The sequence below is a fragment of the Microbacterium sp. A93 genome (assembly GCF_051842835.1).
On the sequence record NZ_JBPXMT010000004.1, the window covers coordinates 102,529 to 120,630 of the forward strand.

The 18,102-nt window shown below is 66.1% G+C and carries 16 protein-coding genes and 1 pseudogene; 8 read left to right on the forward strand and 9 right to left on the reverse strand.

Annotated elements, in window-relative coordinates; all coding sequences use genetic code 11:
• Positions 1–27: 27 nt before the first annotated feature.
• From ACSU1G_RS11460 to ACSU1G_RS11495, 8 genes and pseudogenes are all read right to left on the reverse strand, one after another.
• Positions 28–2,556: a DEAD/DEAH box helicase gene (locus ACSU1G_RS11460; protein WP_439280075.1), complete on the reverse strand. Its 2,529-nt coding sequence runs from the start codon at positions 2,554–2,556 to the stop codon at positions 28–30.
• A 38-nt stretch (positions 2,557–2,594) separates the two neighbouring features.
• Complete coding sequence (gene deoD / locus ACSU1G_RS11465) at positions 2,595–3,311, reverse strand: purine-nucleoside phosphorylase (RefSeq protein ID WP_439280076.1); 717 nt, start codon at positions 3,309–3,311, stop codon at positions 2,595–2,597.
• Positions 3,312–3,314: 3 nt separating this feature from the next.
• Complete coding sequence (locus tag ACSU1G_RS11470; protein WP_439280077.1) at positions 3,315–3,674, reverse strand: zinc ribbon domain-containing protein YjdM; 360 nt, start codon at positions 3,672–3,674, stop codon at positions 3,315–3,317.
• A gap of 33 nt (positions 3,675–3,707) precedes the next feature.
• A pseudogene (locus ACSU1G_RS11475) lies at positions 3,708–4,048 on the reverse strand (DNA alkylation repair protein); the annotation flags it as partial.
• Between the two features lie 6 nt (positions 4,049–4,054).
• Positions 4,055–4,438: a type II toxin-antitoxin system VapC family toxin gene (locus ACSU1G_RS11480; RefSeq protein ID WP_439280078.1), complete on the reverse strand. Its 384-nt coding sequence runs from the start codon at positions 4,436–4,438 to the stop codon at positions 4,055–4,057.
• Positions 4,438–4,668: a FitA-like ribbon-helix-helix domain-containing protein gene (locus ACSU1G_RS11485; RefSeq protein WP_439280079.1), complete on the reverse strand. Its 231-nt coding sequence runs from the start codon at positions 4,666–4,668 to the stop codon at positions 4,438–4,440. Before ACSU1G_RS11485 ends, ACSU1G_RS11480 begins: the two co-directional genes overlap by 1 nt.
• 40 nt (positions 4,669–4,708) lie before the next feature.
• Complete coding sequence (locus ACSU1G_RS11490; protein WP_439280080.1) at positions 4,709–5,905, reverse strand: hypothetical protein; 1,197 nt, start codon at positions 5,903–5,905, stop codon at positions 4,709–4,711.
• A gap of 104 nt (positions 5,906–6,009) precedes the next feature.
• Complete coding sequence (locus ACSU1G_RS11495) at positions 6,010–7,041, reverse strand: FUSC family protein (RefSeq protein ID WP_439280081.1); 1,032 nt, start codon at positions 7,039–7,041, stop codon at positions 6,010–6,012.
• Between the two features lie 123 nt (positions 7,042–7,164).
• Here ACSU1G_RS11495 and ACSU1G_RS11500 point away from each other — a divergent pair, with 123 nt between their 5' ends.
• The 6 genes from ACSU1G_RS11500 to ACSU1G_RS11525 all read left to right on the forward strand — a co-directional run bounded on the left by ACSU1G_RS11500 (position 7,165) and on the right by ACSU1G_RS11525 (position 13,304).
• On the forward strand, positions 7,165–8,268 hold the full coding sequence (locus ACSU1G_RS11500; RefSeq protein ID WP_439280082.1) for an iron-siderophore ABC transporter substrate-binding protein: 1,104 nt from the start codon (positions 7,165–7,167) through the stop codon (positions 8,266–8,268).
• Positions 8,265–9,311: a FecCD family ABC transporter permease gene (locus ACSU1G_RS11505; protein ID WP_439280083.1), complete on the forward strand. Its 1,047-nt coding sequence runs from the start codon at positions 8,265–8,267 to the stop codon at positions 9,309–9,311. The genes ACSU1G_RS11500 and ACSU1G_RS11505 overlap by 4 nt, the downstream gene beginning before the upstream one ends.
• Complete coding sequence (locus ACSU1G_RS11510) at positions 9,308–10,351, forward strand: FecCD family ABC transporter permease (protein WP_439280084.1); 1,044 nt, start codon at positions 9,308–9,310, stop codon at positions 10,349–10,351. The genes ACSU1G_RS11505 and ACSU1G_RS11510 overlap by 4 nt, the downstream gene beginning before the upstream one ends.
• On the forward strand, positions 10,348–11,148 hold the full coding sequence (locus ACSU1G_RS11515) for an ABC transporter ATP-binding protein (RefSeq protein WP_439280085.1): 801 nt from the start codon (positions 10,348–10,350) through the stop codon (positions 11,146–11,148). The genes ACSU1G_RS11510 and ACSU1G_RS11515 overlap by 4 nt, the downstream gene beginning before the upstream one ends.
• Positions 11,138–12,097 (forward strand): siderophore-interacting protein, encoded by a 960-nt coding sequence (locus ACSU1G_RS11520; RefSeq protein WP_439280086.1) that lies wholly within the window; start codon positions 11,138–11,140, stop codon positions 12,095–12,097. Before ACSU1G_RS11515 ends, ACSU1G_RS11520 begins: the two co-directional genes overlap by 11 nt.
• A gap of 157 nt (positions 12,098–12,254) precedes the next feature.
• Entirely contained in the window at positions 12,255–13,304 is a 1,050-nt protein-coding gene (locus ACSU1G_RS11525) for a DUF998 domain-containing protein (protein WP_439280087.1), read from the forward strand.
• A gap of 150 nt (positions 13,305–13,454) precedes the next feature.
• Here the strand turns inward: ACSU1G_RS11525 and ACSU1G_RS11530 are convergent, their stop codons facing one another.
• A complete protein-coding gene (locus tag ACSU1G_RS11530) occupies positions 13,455–14,462 on the reverse strand; it encodes a LacI family DNA-binding transcriptional regulator (RefSeq protein ID WP_439280088.1) in 1,008 nt (335 codons plus the stop codon).
• 214 nt (positions 14,463–14,676) lie between these two features.
• Between ACSU1G_RS11530 and ACSU1G_RS11535 the strand changes: the two genes are divergently transcribed.
• On the forward strand, positions 14,677–16,722 hold the full coding sequence (locus ACSU1G_RS11535) for a beta-galactosidase (protein ID WP_439280089.1): 2,046 nt from the start codon (positions 14,677–14,679) through the stop codon (positions 16,720–16,722).
• Positions 16,723–16,827: 105 nt separating this feature from the next.
• On the forward strand, positions 16,828–18,054 hold the full coding sequence (locus ACSU1G_RS11540; protein WP_439280090.1) for a sugar ABC transporter substrate-binding protein: 1,227 nt from the start codon (positions 16,828–16,830) through the stop codon (positions 18,052–18,054).
• Positions 18,055–18,102 lie beyond the last annotated feature (48 nt).

Here is an 18,102-nt window from a genome sequence, read left to right on the forward strand (position 1 = left end):
TGCGACCGAAAATGCCGGATGCCGCGGCTACAGCCGATTAACCCCGCTCACCGTGACCACGGCCTCGCCCGCCTCATCGGACGCCGCGAGGTCGATCGTCGCGGCGATGCCCCAGTCGTGATCGCCGGCCGGATCATCGAGAACCTGACGCACAGTCCAGCTGGCGGCGCCTTCGGTCAACAGCAGCAGCTTCGAGCTGCGCGCGTCGCCGCCGGTGAGGATCTCGTCATGGTCAGCGAAGTAGCCGTCGAGGGCGGCATCCCAGGCATCCGCTCCGAAAGTGGGGTCGAGCGCGGCCAGCGCATCGACGTCCTCGCGGGCGGCGAGCTGTACCCGCCGGAACATCTCGTTGCGCACCAAGATCCGGAAGGCGCGCACATTGCTCGTTAGACGCTTCGGCGCTGGCGGCACGATCGGCTCGTCATCATGGCGTGGAAGGTCGACCACGCCGTTATCGATTCCGGCGCGCAACTCTTCCCACTCATCGAGGAGGCTGGAGTCGACCTGGCGGACGAGCTCGCCGAGCCACTCGATCAGGTCGCGCAGGTCTTCGCTCTTGAGGTCCTCCGGGATGGTCTGCGATGCCGCGCGATACGCATCCGAGAGGTATCGAAGCACCACTCCCTCTGACCGCGCGATCTTGTAGTACGCGACATATTCCCCGAACGACATGGCTCGCTCGTACATGTCGCGCACGACGGCTTTCGGATGCAGTTCGAAGTCGCGGATCCACGGCTGAGCGGCGCTGTATGTCTCGAACGTCGCGCTCAGAAGCTCCTCGAGCGGCTTCGGGTACGTGATCTGCTCGAGCCGCTCCATCCGCTCGTCGTACTCGATGCCCTCACGCTTCATCTCGGCAACGGCTTCGCCCCGTGCGAGGAACTCCTGCTGGCTCAGCACCGCCCGTGGGTCATCCAGCGTCGCTTCCACAATCGAGATCATGTCCAGGGCGAAGGTCGCGGCATCCGGATCGAGTAGTTCGAACGCGGCCAACGCGAACGGCGACAGCGGCTGGTTCAGCGCGAAGTTCGGCTGCAGGTCGACAGTGAGGCTGATCGTTCCGTCGGCGGACTGCTCGACGATGCCCGATTCGCGCAGTGTCCGATAGATCCCGAGTGCTCGGATCGCCAGCATCCGCTGCCGCGCACGTGGCTCGTGGTTTTCATATACCAGCGCGCGCATATTGCCGAACACATCTCCACCGCGGCCGATCACGTTGAGCATCATCGCGCTCGTGATCTGCATGTGGGAGGTGAGTGTCTCCGGCTCAGCGTCGACCAGTTTGCGGAACGAAGGTTCCCCCCACGATACGAACCCGTCCGGCGCCTTCTTGCGGATGAGCTTCCGCTTCTTCTTCGGGTCGTCTCCGGCCTTCTTGATCGCCGCGGCGTTCTCCGTCTCGTGCTCCGGCGCCTGGGCGACGACAGTTCCCGCGGTGTCGAACCCCGCGCGCCCGGCGCGGCCGGCAATCTGGTGGAACTCGCGGGCGTTCAGCTGCCGCATCCGGGTGCCGTCGAACTTCGTCAACGCAGTGAACAGCACCGTGCGGATCGGCACGTTGATGCCGACGCCGAGAGTGTCGGTGCCGCAAATGACGCGCAGCATCCCGCGCTGCGCGAGCTGCTCGACCAGGCGCCGATACTTCGGCAGCATGCCGGCATGGTGCACGCCGATGCCCGCACGCAGGAACTTGGACAGCGTCTTGCCGAACGCCGTCGTGAAGCGGAACTCACCGATGAGCGCGGCGATCGCATCACGCTGTTCACGCGTCGCGATCTTCGTGCTCGACAGTGCCTGTGCGCGCTCCATGGCCGCGGCCTGCGAGAAGTGCACGACATAGATCGGCGACTGGCTGGTACCCAGCAGATCTTCCACCGTCTCGTGGATCGGCGTCATCTCATAGAAGAAGTGCAGCGGCACCGGCCGCTCGACACCGGTCACCGTCGCGGTCTCACGGCCGGTTCGACGGGTCAGATCCTCGGCCAACGCAGTGACATCGCCGAGCGTCGCCGACATCAGCACAAACTGCGCCTGCGGCAGCGTCAGCAGCGGCACCTGCCAGGCCCACCCGCGATCGGGGTCGGCATAGAAGTGGAACTCGTCCATCACGACCTGGCCCACGTCGGCCGCGGGCCCTTGGCGCAGTGCGAGGTTCGCGAGGATTTCTGCTGTGCAGCAGATGATCGGCGCATCGGCGTTCACCGAGGAATCGCCAGTGATCATGCCGACGTTCTCGGGCCCGAACGTGTCGACGAGCGAGAAGAACTTCTCGCTCACCAGAGCCTTGATCGGCGCGGTGTAGTAGCTGCGGCGTCCCTCGGCGAGTGCGGAAAAATGCGCACCGATGGCGACAAGCGACTTGCCGGTACCGGTCGGCGTCGACAGGATCAGGTTCTGCCCCGAGACGATCTCGATGACCGCCTCATCCTGCGCCGGGTAGAGCTGGATGCCGGTGGACTCGGCCCATTCGACGAATGCCATGTACACGGCATCCGGGTCAATGGCTCCTGCATCGTCGCGCAGGGAAGTCGGATCGAGGCGCGCGGAGGAAGTCATGGTTCTTCGATCATCCCCCACTGAGCTGACCGGCGCCGTCAGCCAGCGGCGGTCGCTGCGCGCAGCGCGATCTCGATCATGTCGCCGAAGGTCTGCTCGCGCTCCTTAGCTGTCGTCTCTTCGCCGGTCACGAGGTGGTCCGAGACCGTGCAGATACTGAGAGCCTGACGGCCGTAGTACGCCGCCAGTGTGTACAGCCCGCTCGTCTCCATCTCGACGCCCAGGGCGCCGTGTTTGATGAAGGCCTCGTTCAGCTCGGGGCGGGTGCTGTAGAACTGGTCGCTCGAAAACAGCAAGCCGACGTGAACACTCGAGGAAAGTGGCATCTCCTCGCTCGCCTCGACGGCGGCGCGCAGCAGCCCGAAATCGGCGACCGGTGCGTAATCGAGTCCGTTGAACCGTACGCGGTTGATGCCGGAGTCGGTGCAGGCGCCGTTTGCGATGATGATGTCGCGCATCCCGACCTTCTCAGTCAGGCCCCCGCACGAGCCGACGCGCACGATCTTTTGTACGTCGTATTCGTTGAACAGCTCGTTGGCATAGATCGCCATCGACGGCTGACCCATACCCGACCCCTGTACGGAGACGCGATGGCCGTTCCACGTGCCGGTGAATCCCAGCATCCCGCGGGTCTCGGTGTACAGCACCGCGTCGGAAAGGAACGTTTCGGCGATCCACTTCGCCCGTAGCGGGTCACCGGGGAAGAGGACGATGGGGGCGATCTCGCCAGTGGCGGCAGCGATGTGGGTGCTCATGCCTCACACCTTCTTCACGACGCTCGACTTCAGCAGCATGGCGCCGAAGCCGTCGATCTTGCAGTCGATGTCGTGTCCGTTCACGGGATCGATGAGGCGGATGCCGCGCACCTTCGTTCCCGCCTTGATGCTCAGCGATCCCTTGACCTTGATGCTCGTCGTCACGGTGACCGTGTCGCCATCGGAGAGAACGTTGCCGACAGAATCTTTTACGACCGTCGCGGCGGGCTCGCCGCTCTCGGATGCATCCGATGCGTCGGATGGCGACCATTCGTGGCCGCACATCGGGCAGACGAGCAACGCGCCCATCTCATAGGCATGCTCACTGGAGCACTCGGGGCACAGCGGGAGTGAATCAGACATAGCCCCAGCGTATCCGGGTGGTGCCCGCCCGCCTCATCCTTCCCGCCGCCGCACGATCTCGTTGATCCAGATCGGTGCGAATGGGGACGTGCAACCCGGGGGAGTCGGATAGTTGTGCCAGGTCGAGGCCGTCTGGCGTCTTCGCCACGCGCTCGGATGTCAGAGACCAGGCCGCGGCGGCGACCGTCGGGTCGGCATCACCGAACCAGCGCAGCCGCATCTCCTCGGCGAGCGGGGTCTTCTTGGCGATGTAGCTGACGAACCAGTCGTTGACCTTCGGCGGACGCGTCTCGCGGAGCATCGTGTCGAGCTCGTCGGCGGAGAACTCCCCGCGGCTTGCAGATCAGCAGCGCGAGCAACCGTGGCGCGGTCTCGCGGCCTCAGATCACCTGGACGGCGCAGCGGATGCCTGGGGCGTCGGCGATGCGTCGATCCCGGGTCAGCAGCACGCACTCCAGCACCTCGGCGAGGGCGACGTACGTCGCGTCGTAGGTGGACAGATTCTCTCGCAGCTGCATCGCGCGCGGGATCAGCATGCTGGATGAGTACCGGGAGGCTTCGAAATGGGCGAGGTCGTCGACCGTCGCGTGCAGTCGCCCGGTGTTGACCTTTCGGCCAAGCCAGAGCCCTCGAAGCGCGGACGCGACTTCCACATCGAGCAGATCGGGCGCGGCCAGGTCTGCACTGTCGATCCGCCCCGACACTGCCGCATCCAGATCGCCAAGAAGATGATCGAGAACAATGGACGCGTCCACGACGAACATCATTCGGCGCGCCCGCGATGGATTGCGTCGAGAATCTCCTCAGCTGTGAGGTGGATCCTGTCGCCGCGGGCGGTGATGGCGGCGGTCAGCTCTGCGTTCGTCTTCGTGCGCGCAATGCGGGTGAGCTCCTGCGTTAGGTGCTGCTGCAGCGACTGACCATTGGCCTCGGCGCGCGCGGTCAGCACGGCGTGCACCTCAGGGGGGAGGTCGCGGATCAGCACATTCGGCATGCTTACAGTATGCATGCGTTGCATCCCTGCCGGTAGAGCATCACAACAGCTGCATCCGGGCGAAGGCACGCACGGGTGGAGTGAGCATTCCATAACTCCCGGGGCCGCCGAGCGGGGCCAGCGTCTCCATCAGCCTTCGGACAGTTTCCCGCGCCTCTTGCTCCGAGCCATCCCCCGCACCCTTGAGCGTTCGCAGCCCCGCCGCGACCTGATCGATGACTCCGTCGACAGCTGCCCCGCTGCCATCGGCGATCGCGAGCAGCGCCAGGGTGCTCGCGTGGTCCGGACCCCAGGTGTAGACGCCCCGCCCCGAGTGGAGTGTTCGCCGTACATCCTCGAGCGCGCGCAGCGGCTTCTCCTTGATCGCTCTCGACTTCACTGTCGGCATGATGCTCCCCTTCAGCCTTCGAGTGAAGTGGGCAGACCGTGCGAGCCCGAGCAGAGCATGCCCTGGCGACGGCGGAGACCCGGATGCGGGAACCCACTCCATCGCCGTTTCCGCCTCGCGGGCCAGCCACTCCGGGAACCCGCCGTGCTCGTCCTGCTCGACACCCTCTGGCCCGAGCCGGTCGGTCAGCCAGCTCACGCCACTCATCAGGAGGCGAGCGGTCTTCGCGTCCATTGGCGGCGATTCGAGGAGCCCGGAATCCGTCAGATGGGCGCGAAGGGCAAGGCGCCGCGCCGGCGGCAGGGTGAGCAGCAGCGACGTCAGTGGAGAAGCGCCGAACTCGCGGGACAATTCAGTCGCGCCGGAGGTGTCTACCTCAGGCAACACGACTCCGAACATGCGAGTCAGCTCCTGTTGCACGTGCGCGTTCCGCAACGGCGCGGGTGCGCTCTGCCATGGCCCCGAGGTCCGTGCGGCTGAGTCGTCGTCGACGATTTGTACGCGCGGTTCGCCGACCTTTGAGTTTCGTGAACTCATCACGTCAACCAGGCGTCCTTCAGCGACGCCGGGAACGTCGATCGTGCGGTCGGCACCGAACGTGACTGATCGGACTTCTCGTTGGTAGCTGTCGTAGTCATGCGCCTCGCCGAGTTCTGAATGCCCGGTCGCCAGCAGGAATGCATCGATGAGCTGCGATTCGGACGCCCGCTGCGACATGTCGAACGTGCGCGTCGTCGGTGGCACGGTCAGCGCCGTCACTCGCACGCGCATGGACGAGCGCAGCATTGAATAACTGTGGTCGTGGTAGCCGTCGTAGAAGCCATTGTCGTAGTCGTCGTCGTAGGACATGACGCCCAAGCTAGGCGCTGACGCCACCGCCGCAGGGTCCAATTCACACGACCCGTGGAGAACTCCCTGTCGCCGCCGACGGTGCAGGAAGAGTGCGTCCGAGCTCAGTCCTCGACGAGCGCTTCGCGAATCCGGCGCAGGTCCTCCAGCAGCGAGCCGATCAGAATCCAGTGACCGGATGCCGGCGGCTTCACTCGCAGCGGGGCGGTCAGCGCGGGGATCGCCGAAGTCTCAGAAGACGGCTCTGGCGCGACATCGGCGATCTGCACGGCGAGCCGCACATCGTGGCCAGCTCGCCGCAGCTGCTCGGCGATCGCATGGACGGTCGGCTCATCGGCGAGCGCGTCGTCGTAGTGGTCGAAGTACGCGCGCGACATTCCGATCACCTGCGTCACGATCGGCGACAGCTTCTGCAGCAGCGCGCGCATCTCGGCAAGATCGCCTCGCGCCGAGCGGCGCGGGTTGAGCGTCAAAGATTCCTCGCCGGTGGTGACGGATGCTTCGGCCGCAGCCTGCATCGGCCGCAGCAACCTGGCCTGCAGCATCAGCTCCTGTAGCCGCGCCGGTTCCTGCACGCTCGGCAGGGCAACGGCGAGCCGGTCGAGGCTGGCGGCGAGCTCGGCGCCGAGCAGCCCGAGGTCGCGCCGTGCGGGAGCGGTGAGCACGGGTGGCACGATCAGGGCATTCACGATGATGCCGGTCACGACGCCGATGAGCGTCTCGAGGATCCGGTCCGTCGCATATTGCGGGCTTGATGACCCGAGGGCGAGTACGAGCATCGCCGAGATCGCGACCTGGTTCCCCATGCCGGGCGTTGCGCGGAAGACCCATGCCACGAGCATCGCCACCACGATCGCCAGCAGCACCACCCAGCTCTGCGGGCCCAGCAGCAGGCTCAGTCCGGTGGCGATCACGACGCCGACGATTACGCCGATGCTGCGTTCGATCGCCTTGGTGAACGACTGGTTGACGCTGGGCAAGACGACCAGCAGCGCGCCGATCGCAGCGAACACCGGTAGGGGGCCAGGGATCAGCCACCCCGCGATCAGCCACGCGCCGATCGTTGCCACGGCCGACTTCACGACCTGCAGTAGGGGAGCGCGCTTCGTGCTGCGCATCGCCGATGTCATCCGCATCTCCCCACGTTAGCGCCGGATCACAGAAAGATATCGACAACTGAGGCGACCCTAACCACGTGTTAGATTAGGCGAGGCTTACCAAAGTCTCACCCCCACATCACGAACCCGAAAGGGAAGCCTGTGCGCATCTCCCGTCTTCTGGGCATCGGCGCCGCCGCGGTCCTCACCGTTGGCCTTGCCGCCTGCTCGACGCCCGCCCCCGAAGGCGCCGCTCCAGAAAGCTCTGACTCCGCGGCCGGCTCGAACCCGGCATCCGACAGCGCATTCCCCGTCACGGTGAAGCACATCTACGGTGAGACGACCATCACCGAGAAGCCCGAGCGCGTCGCGACCCTCGCATGGGCCAACCACGAAGTTCCCCTCGCACTCGGCATTGTTCCGGTCGGCATGGGCAAGGTCAGCTGGGGCGATGACGACGACAACGGCGTGCTCCCCTGGGTTGAGGAAGAGCTCACCTCGCTCGGCGTCGACGTCTCGTTGTTCGGCGACACGAAGGCTGAAGAAGCCGGCGACATTCCGGTGCTGTTCGATGAGACCGACGGCATCGACTTCGAGGCCGTCTCTGACACGACTCCCGACGTCATCCTCGCCTCATACTCCGGCATCACGCAGGAGGAGTACGACACCCTCTCCAAGATCGCACCGGTGATCGCGTACCCGGACATCCCCTGGGCCACCTCCGTCGAGGACATGATCACGTTGAACTCGACCGCACTCGGCTTGGCCGACGAAGGCGAAGCGCTGATCGAAGAGATCCACATCGAGACGGATGCTGCGCTCGAGGCGCACCCCGCGCTGAGAGACGCGAAGCTGCTCTTCACCTACCTTGACCCGAGCGACCTCAGTCAGATCGGCTTCTACACGCCCGCTGACACCCGCCCCGGCTTCCTGCTCGATCTCGGACTGCCCGAGCCCGAAATCCTCGTCGAGAACGCGGACAGCATCGAGTTCTACCTGTCGCTGAGCGCCGAAGAGGCCGACAAGTTGAACGATGTCGACGTGCTCATCACCTACGGCGACGAGTCAGTAATTGCCACGCTCCAGGCCGACCCGCTGCTGTCGAAGATTCCCGCGGTCGCTGAAGGCAGGATCGCCGTCCTCCCCGATGCGACGCCGATCGCGGCATCCGCGAACCCGTCGCCGCTGTCCATCAAGTGGGGCATCGACGAGTACTTCGCGATGCTCGAGGCCCCATTGCTCGAGGCTCCGCTGCTCGCGGAGTGACCTCAGCCGCCACGACCTTGACACCGGGCGCCGCGAATCTGCGGCGTCCGGCGCTGGCGCGTGTGCTGTGGCTGCTGCTCGGCGTCGGAGTCATCCTCGTCCTCAGCATCCTCTCGGTCTCATTCGGCGTTCGCGCCGTCTCGATCGATGACATCTCGGCGGCGCTCACCGGGCATGACGACACCATCGCGCAGGCCGCGATTATCAAGCGCATCCCGCGGACGGTGCTCGCCATTCTCGTGGGCGCAGCCCTCGCCCTCTCCGGAGCGACCATGCAGGCGGTGACCCGCAACCCCATCGCGGATCCAGGCATCCTGGGCGTCACCAGCGGCGCGTCGCTCGCGGTCGTGTTCGGCATCGCCTTCCTCGGCGTCTCCAGCGCATACAGCTACATGCTCCTCGCGATCATCGGCGCTGCCGTGGCTGCCGTCTTCGTCTACTCCGTCGGCTCGCTCGGACGCGGCGGTGCCACACCGCTCAAACTGGCCCTCGCAGGAGCGGCGACCGCAGCCGCGCTCGGCTCGCTCATCAGTGCCATCATGCTTCCCCGCGTCGACCTGCTGCAGACCTTCCAGTCCTGGCAGATCGGCGGGGTCGGCGGTGCGGAATGGCCGCGCATCGCCATCACCGCGCCCGTGCTCGCGATCGGCGCCTTGATCTGCTTCGCCTGCGCGCGCGGCATGAACTCGCTCGCACTCGGAGACGACATGGCCGCTGGCCTCGGCGAGAATGTCTTCCGCACCCGGCTCATCTCCGCGGGCGGCGCGGTCATCCTCGCCGGCGCCGCCACCGCGATCGCCGGTCCGATCGGATTCGTCGGACTCGTCATCCCGCACATGTGTCGGATGCTCATCGGCACCGACCACCGCTGGCTGCTGCCCTTCTCGGCCATTGCCGGCGCTGCGCTGCTACTCGCCAGCGACATCGTCGGGCGCGTCATCGCCCCCTCGAATGAAGAGATTCAGGTCGGCATCATCACCGCGGTCATCGGCGCCCCCTTCTTCATCTGGATCGTGCGCCGCCAGAAGGTGAGAGAGCTGTGACCCTTCTTCAGACTCAGGGACCGGCCGTGATTGTCGCCGGACGCCGCTCCCGCCACCGCCGCCACGCCGTGGCCAGCATCGTGCTGGGCGTGCTGCTGTTCACGCTCGCCGCGGTGGCACTCATGGTCGGCAACACCTTCTACACGCCCGGCGAAGTCATCCGCGTCATTCTCGGCGAGACGGTCCCAGGAGCATCCTTCACCGTCGGAGAGTTGCGCCTGCCGCGCACAGCTCTCGCGATTCTTGCCGGAGTCGCCTTCGGCATCGCCGGTGTCTCCTTCCAGACGCTGCTGCGCAACCCGCTCGCCTCACCCGACATCATCGGCATCACCGAGGGTGCGAGCGCGGCGGCGGTCGTCGGCATCATCGTGCTCGGAGTCAGCGGCCCGATGGTGTCGATCCTCGCACTCGCGGGGGCACTCATCACCGCGATCGCGATCTACCTGCTTTCGAAGAAGGGCGGCTTCTCCGGCATCCGGCTGATCCTGATCGGAATCGGCATCGGGGCCATGCTGCAGAGCGTCGTCTCCTACGTGCTCTCACGCGCCGCACAGTGGGACATCCAGACGGCCATGCGCTGGCTCACCGGAAGTCTGAACAACGCCAGTTGGGAGGATGTCGCCCCGCTTGCGATCGCCAGCGTGGTCATCCTGCCGCTCCTGTTCAGTCAGGCAAAGGCGCTGGGGATGCTCCAGCTCGGCGACGACTCGGCCTCCGGCCTCGGCGTTCGAGTGAACGCCACACGGCTGACGTTCATCATCGGCGCCGTCGCGCTGCTCGGGTTCGCAACTGCCGCCACCGGCCCGATCGCCTTCGTCGCGTTCATGTCCGGCCCGATCGCCGCACGTATCACCGGCCCCGGCGCGAACCTGCTGCTGCCGACGGCTCTCGTCGGCGCGGTACTCGTGCTCGGTGGTGATCTGATCGGCCAGTTCCTGTTCGAGACGCGCTACCCCGTCGGCGTCATCACGGGCGTGCTCGGTGCGCCGTACCTGATCTATCTACTCATCCGCACCAACCGCTCGGGAGGCTCGCTGTGACCGAGGCCCACACTCTGTCGGCAGAGGGGATCACCCTCGGATACGGCGACCGCACCGTCATCGAAGGTCTCGACCTGGCCATCGCGCCAGGAAAGATCACGTCCGTCGTCGGGGCGAACGGATGCGGGAAGTCCACGCTGCTGCGTTCGCTCGCACGATTGCTCTCACCGTCATCCGGCCAGGTCGTCCTCGACGGCCGATCCGTGCATTCGCGCCCCACCAAAGAGATCGCACGCGTGCTCGGCCTGCTGCCGCAATCGCCGATCGCTCCGGAGGGGATCGCCGTCGCCGACCTGGTCGGGCGGGGGCGGCATCCGCACCAGAAGATGCTGGCGCGCTGGAACGCCCACGACTACGAAGTGGTCGCCGACGCACTCGAGGCGACCGGCATCACCGACCTCGCCGATCGCAGCGTTGACGAACTCTCCGGCGGGCAGCGTCAGCGCGTCTGGATCGCCATGGCGCTCGCGCAGGAGACCGACATCCTGTTGCTCGATGAGCCCACCACATTCCTCGACGTCGCCCACCAGGTGGAGGTGCTCGACCTGCTCACCGACCTGAGCGTCTCGCGCGGCACCACGATCGTCATGGTGCTGCACGACCTCAACCTCGCCGCCCGCTACTCCGACGAGCTCGTCGCGATGAAGAACGGGCAGGTGCATGCCCTGGGAGCGCCCAGCGTGATCCTCACCCACACGCTGGTCGAAGAGGTCTTCGGCATGGCGAATCAGATCACCACCGACCCGGTTTCCGGAAAGCCGATGGTCACACCAATCGGGAGGCATCATGTCCGCTGAACTCCGTCAGTCGAAGAGCGCGAGTACTCGTCCCTCCTATGTCCTCGCCCGCGCAGAGGTGCGTGGCGTCGATCGGGTGTCGCCGAACTTCGTCCGCGTCACCTTCGGTGGTGCGGAACTTGCCGAATTCGGCACACCCGGCGATGTCTACGACGCGCGGATCAAGCTCGTCTTCCCGCCGGCATCCGGCATCCTGCCTCCTGTCGCGCGTGACAACGACGACTGGTGGGGTTCGTACCTCGCCGTGCCTGAGGACGAGCGTGGATCGATGCGCACGTACTCGGTGCGCTCACTCAACGTGTCGGATGCCGGCACCGAGGTTGTCGTCGACTTCGTGCTGCATCTGCAGCCCGGACTCACCGGACCGGCGTCACTGTGGGCGAGCGCCGCGGCGGTGGGCGACGAGCTGCTGGTCGTGGGTCCACGGCGTGGGCGCGAGGATCGCAGTGGGATCGAGTACGCACCGGGGTCGGCATCCTCGGTCATCCTCGTCGGCGACGAGACGGCCGCTCCTGCGATCGCGCGCATTCTTGAGGATGCTCCGCGGAGCCTTCGCGGACTGGCGTTCATCGAGGTGCCGACCGCGGAAGACGCGCTCGCAATCGATGCGCCAACAGGCGTCGAGGTGCACTGGCTGCCGCGCGGGTCTGCCTCGCACGGCCAGCGCGTGATCCCGACGGTACTGGACTACCTCGGCGACAGCGATGCGACCGGCGAGATCAAGATCACCGACCTCGAGGGGGAGGAGCTGGTCTGGGAGACCCCGGAGTACTCGGGCAGCGGCGAGGACGTCGCGCCTTCTGCTTCGGGTGACGATCGGTACTTCTGGATCGCGGGGGAGAGCGGCGTCGTCACGACGCTGCGCCGTCACCTCGTGAAGGACATCGGCATCGACCGCTCGCGGGTCGCCTTCATGGGGTACTGGCGGCGCGGCGTCGCTATGCGCTGATTTTGCTCGCAGCCGCCCCGCCCGAGATCAGGACAACCGCCCGAGATCAGGACGTTTCGTGCGGAATCGTCCTGATCTCAGGAGAACCTCCTGATTTCGGATGCTGTGGCGAAGCCCCGGCGCGTGGTTCGATGGATGCATGAACGAGGAGCAGTAGATGGCGCGGGAGATGGCGCGGGAGACCCGGGCGATTTGGGCGACGCTCGTCTGCTTCCTCGTCGGCGCCGGCGTTGGCACGCTCGTGCTGTGGGGAAACCCTCGGCCGATCGCCGGAGACGGGTCCGTGGGACTGCCCGCAGCGTTCGTCGCCGGAGCGATTGCCGCGGCATCCTTCGTCGTCAGTACTTTCCTGCACCGCCGCGGTGAGAATGCCGCGATGCCGCGGTGGCAGGTCATCATTTCGGCATCCTCTGCCGTCGCCCTGACTGTCGCCTTCGCCGGAGTGACCGCGCTCGGGGTGCTGCTGGCGAGTGAGGTGCTCGGCGTCGGTCTGCAGGGCCTGGAGCTTCCCGCGTTCGGCGGCGGCATCATCACCGGCGTTGCCAGCGCCGTCGGCGGACGACTCGCATTCGATGCGGGCATTGGCCTGCGCACCACCGACCTCGCCACACTGCTGTTCAGCTACCTCGTGATCGGCACGCTCTTCGCGATGCTCACGGCCGCGGACCCGCGCTGGTGGGAGACGAACTTCTCGCAGCTCGGCATCGGCATCGGCGCCTGGGCATTCAACGGGACGCTCGTTGTCGCCGGCATCCTCATCTCGACCGTCGGGATGTACATCGGCCGTGACCTGCACCGTCTGCGCGGCGACGACTGGTTCGGGCGCATCGCCACCGTGGCGTTGCTGTGGGTGGGTACCGGAATCTCACTCGCCGGCGTCGGCCTGTTCCCCCTCGAGGAGAACATTGTGATGCACAACATCGCCGCGGTCGCCACGCTCGTGCTGTTCGTCGCCGCCGGAGTCGCGACGACTGCGGCGATGCCTGGGCCGCCGCGTCCGCTGCTGCTCACCACCGTCGGCATTGCGCTGATGCTCGTGGTCGCGTTCGTGCTGGCCGACAGCTTCCACCTGTACTCGGTCACTGTGCTCGAGGCGATCGTGATCGGCCTGGGGCTGCTCTGGCTCACCACGCTCGTGCGTATTCTTGCGGCGCTGGCGCCGGAGGGCAGCAGGCCGTCGGAGCGTGAGTCGCTGCTGCACGCGTGAGCTGCACTCGCCGTGTGAGCACCCAGATCCCACCCTCCCGAAATCAGGAGCTCAGCCCCAGATCAGGATGATCTGCGTGGAATCGTCCTGACCTGGGGACATGATCCTGATTTCGGATGCAGGGATGCAGGGATGCAGGTGCTGCGGCGCTCAGGCGCTCTCGCGCACGACCAGTTCGGTGTCGAGAATCACCGACCGAGGCGGCGCCCCGGCGATCACGTCGAGCAGAACGTGCACCATCTGCGAGCTGATCTGCTCCCAGGGCTGACGCATGGTCGTGATGGCAGGTTCGTGCGTTGCGGCCAGGCCCGAGTCATCGAAGCCGGCGACGGCGACATCCTCGGGCACGCGCAGTCCGGCCCGTCGCACTGCGGCAATCGCGCCGGCAGCCATGCGATCATTCGCGGCGAACACGGCATTCACGCCGCGTTCGAGGAGCCTGGTCATTGCCATCTGGCCGGATTCAAACGAGTAGTCGCCGGTCTCCACGAGTGCGTCATCGAACCGACCGCCGAGCTCCTCACGGAAGCCGACCAGCCGGTACCGGCCACCGGGGGTGTCATCCGGCCCCGCGATCATACCGATCCGCTCATAGCCCTTCTCGCGTAAGTAGGCGACCATCGTCCTCGCCGATGCCACCTCTTCCACCGAGACGGTGGACAGCTCGCTTTCGTGCCCCAGCGGAACGCCACAGCTCACAATCGGGATGCCGTCGTCGAGGAGCTGCTCCAGCAGCGGCTCCGACTCATGAGACGAGATCAGCAGCACACCGTCGACGTGCCCGGCGCTGATGAAGTGCGCCACGCTGTCGCGTTCGGCCGGGGTGCCGGCAACGAGGAGCACGAGCGTCATCGAGCGCTGCGCCAGAGCCTCAGCGGCCCCGCGCAGCAGCAGGGCGAAGGTCGGATCGTCGAACAGCAGCTGCTGCGGCTCGGTGAGCAGAAACGCCATCGAGCCTGCGCGACCGGTGGCGAGGCTGCGTGCGTGATGATTCGCGGTGTATCCGGTGGCGAGGATCGCTTCGTCGACCGCGACGCGCGCATCGGGCGACACCCAGTGCCCGCCGTTGATCACGCGCGAGACCGTGCTGCGGGAAACCCCGGCCTGCACGGCCACATCGCGGATCGTCGGCTTTCGCCTCGCCGTCACTTCGCTCACCGAAATGACTCTACCCACTCCCTCGCTGTGAGGCACGCGACGCACTGGGACCGGTCTCAGTTGTGTAACAGTTCACGTCGGAGATGCCTCGATCCATGCGCTGTTGAGGTAGAACTGAGACCGGTCCCAGTACGCGTTTGCTTCGAACTGAGACCGGTCCCAGCCGGAATAACCGGCCGGGCCGAGCACCACGCACCGACCCAATGGAGTGACGATGACCACCCCCCACGCCTGGCCCGAACTTCGGGGAATCGCCTACGGCGGCGACTACAACCCCGAGCAGTGGTCACGTGAGACCTGGCGCGAAGACGTCGTGCTCATGCGCGAGGCTGGCGTCAACATGGTCAGTGTCGGCATCTTCTCCTGGGCGCTCATCGAGGTCGCGGAGGGCGAGTTCGACTTCTCCTGGCTCGACGAGCTGCTCGACCTCCTGCACAGCAACGGCATCGCCGTCGACCTCGGGACTCCGACGGCGTCCCCGCCAGCCTGGTTCTTCGCCAAATATCCTGACGCCCGCGTCATCGACCGCGACGGTCGCGTCATGGGCTTCGGCTCGCGCGGCATGGCATCGCACTCCTCGCCCGCCTACCGCGAGGCCATCGTCCGCTACGCCGACACTCTCGCTGCGCGGTATGCGAAGCATCCGGCAGTCGTGCTCTGGCACGTGCACAACGAGTACGGCGTTCCGGTCGGCGAGGACCACTCCGCGCACTCGGCCGCGGCCTTCCAGCTCTGGCTCCAGGAGAAGTACGGCACACTTGACGCGTTCAACAGCGCGTGGGGCACCGCCTTCTGGGGCCAGCACTACACAGCGTGGGAGCACATCAACACCCCCGCCGCAGCACCCAGCGTCGTGAACCCGGCTCAGCGATTGGACTTCGCACGCTTCACCGACCACCAGTTGCGCGCCTGCTACATCGCTGAGCGCGACGCGATTCGCGTGCACGCCGACCAGCCGATCACCACGAACTTCATGGCGAACCAGAGCTGGACCACTGACCTGTGGGCCTGGGGCCGCGAGGTCGATGTCGTCTCCGACGACCACTACCTGTGGGCACCGGATGAGGACGCGCACATCGGCCTTGCCATCGCGGCAGATCTCAGCCGTTCGGTCGGCGGGGGCAAGCCGTGGATTCTCATGGAGCACTCCACCTCTGCCGTGAACTGGCAGCCCCGCAACATCGCCAAGCGCGCGGGGGAGATGGCGCGCAACTCACTCGCGCACCTCGGCCGCGGCGCCGACGGCATCCTGTTCTTCCAATGGCGTGCCGGCCGCTCGGGGGCAGAGAAATTCCACTCCGCGATGCTTCCGCATGCGGGCGTGAACTCGCGCGTCTTCCGTGAGGTCACTGAGCTCGGCGCTGACTTGGGTCGTCTCGCAGAGGTTCAGGGCTCGACGGTCAAGGCCGACGTCGCGATCCTGTGGGACTTCGAATCGTTCTGGGCTCAGGATCTCGAATGGCGACCTACCGATGATCTGTCGCACCAGGAACGCATCCGTGCTTTCTACGAGCGGCTGTGGCGTGATGGCATCACGTGCGACTTCGCGTTGCCGGGGCAGGATCTCTCGGGCTACAAGCTCGTCATCGCACCAGCCCAGTACCTATTGACTGCGCCGGATGCCGACAACCTCACCCGCTACGTCGCTGGCGGCGGCACGCTGCTCGTTTCGTACTTCTCGGCCGTGGTCGATGAGAACGACGCCGTGCACCCCGGTGGATTCCTCGCCCCGCTGCGCGACGTGCTCGGTGTCGACGTCGAAGAGCACCTGCCGCTGCGCGAGGGTCAGACGGCGGCCGTCACGAGATCCGCCGGCGAAAGCCTGAACGCCGATCACTGGCAGGAAGCGTTGCGTCTGCATGCTGTCGATGGAGTGCACGGCGCTGAGGTATTCGCCACCTACCAGGAGGGTCCCGCCGCCGGCGAACCAGCCATCACGCGCAACTCGCGCGGCCAGGGCACCGGCTGGTACGTCAGCACCCGCCTGGACGCGGAGGGGCTGAACAGCCTCATGCAACAGGTGTATGCCGATGCCGGCATATCTCCGAGTGGGTTGCCCGAAGACCTCGAAGTCATCACGCGTCACGGCGAGGATGCGACCTACCTGGTCGCCGTCAACCACGGTGATGAGGATGCGGTGCTCCCCGTCGCCGGGCAGAATCTGCTCGCCGACACAGGCGGCACCGGCACCGAGGAAAGCTTCACGATCCCTGCGGGCGGCGTCGCAGTCATCCGCTCTTCGAAGACCCGCACCGCCTGACAACTGAATCGCGCGAGGTCACCCGACCCCGCTGCACACCCCCGGTCGTGACGATGCGACTCGCTCTGCGAAACGCATCGTTGGCCACAACAGAATGGAACCAGCATGCGCAAGTACATCGGAGTCGGCGCCTTCGCTCTGGCGGCGGCTGTCGCCCTGACCGGTTGCAGCTCGACCGCGCCCGAGGCAGCCGAGGAGGCCCCCGCCGGCGACGCCGCGGAGCTCGTCATCTGGACGGATGCCGAGCGTGAAGCCGCACTCACTGTCGCCGCCAAGGCGTTCGAAGAGGAGACCGGCGCGAAGGTCACCCTCGTGCAGAAGAACTTCGAAGACCTCCGCAACGACTTCATCGCGCAGGTGCCGACCGGCGAAGGCCCCGACATCACGGTCGGCGCGCATGACTGGCTCGGTGCACTCGTCGCGGCCGGCGTTGTTGACACGATCGACCTCGGCGACGCCGCCGGCGAGTTCGAGCAGGTTGCTCTCGATGCAATGACCTACGACGGCCAGCTCTACGCGCTGCCGTACTCGCTCGAAGCGGTCGCTCTTATCCAGAACGTCGACCTTGTGGGAGATGCGGCTCCGGCCACCTGGGACGAGATGATCCAGAAGGGCATCGATTCGGGCGCCGAGCGTCCGTTCGTGATCAACACGGCCGGCGAAACCGGTGACGGCTACACGATGTACGGCTTGCAGACCTCGTTCGGCGCTCCGGTCTTCGTGCAGGATGAGTCCGGCTCGTACACTAACGAGGTCGGCATGGGCGGCGCCGCGGGCGAGGCCTTCGCGACGTGGCTCGGAGCCAACGGCTCCAACGGCACCGGCTACATCTCCACCACGGTCGATTACGACATCAACAACGAGCTGTTCACCTCAGGCAAGGCGCCCTACACGATTCAGGGGCCGTGGGCGATGAGCCTGTTCGAGGACATGAACGTCACGGTCAACGCGATCCCGTCCGCCGGTGGCGAGGCCGCGGCGCCCTTCGTAGGTGTGCAGGGCTTCTACCTCTCCAGTGCGAGCAGCAACGCACTCCTCGCCCAGGAGTTCCTGGTGAACTACCTCGGCACTGAAGACGCGCAGCGCGCTCTCTACGAGGCCGACCCGCGCATTCCTGCATGGACGAGCCTTGCCGAGGAGGTCTCGTCTGACCCGATCACCGCCGGCTTCGTCGCATCCGCTCAGGGTGGCGTGCCGATGCCGTCGATCCCCGAGATGGGTTCGGTCTGGGATCTGTGGAACGCCGCGCAGGTGCAGATCATCAACGGATCCGACGCGGTCTCGACGTGGAACACCATGGTCACCGACCTCCAGGCCACACTGGCTGGTTGATCCATCAGGTCGGGAGGCGTGCGCGCCTCCCGACCTTCAAGAAGGAGT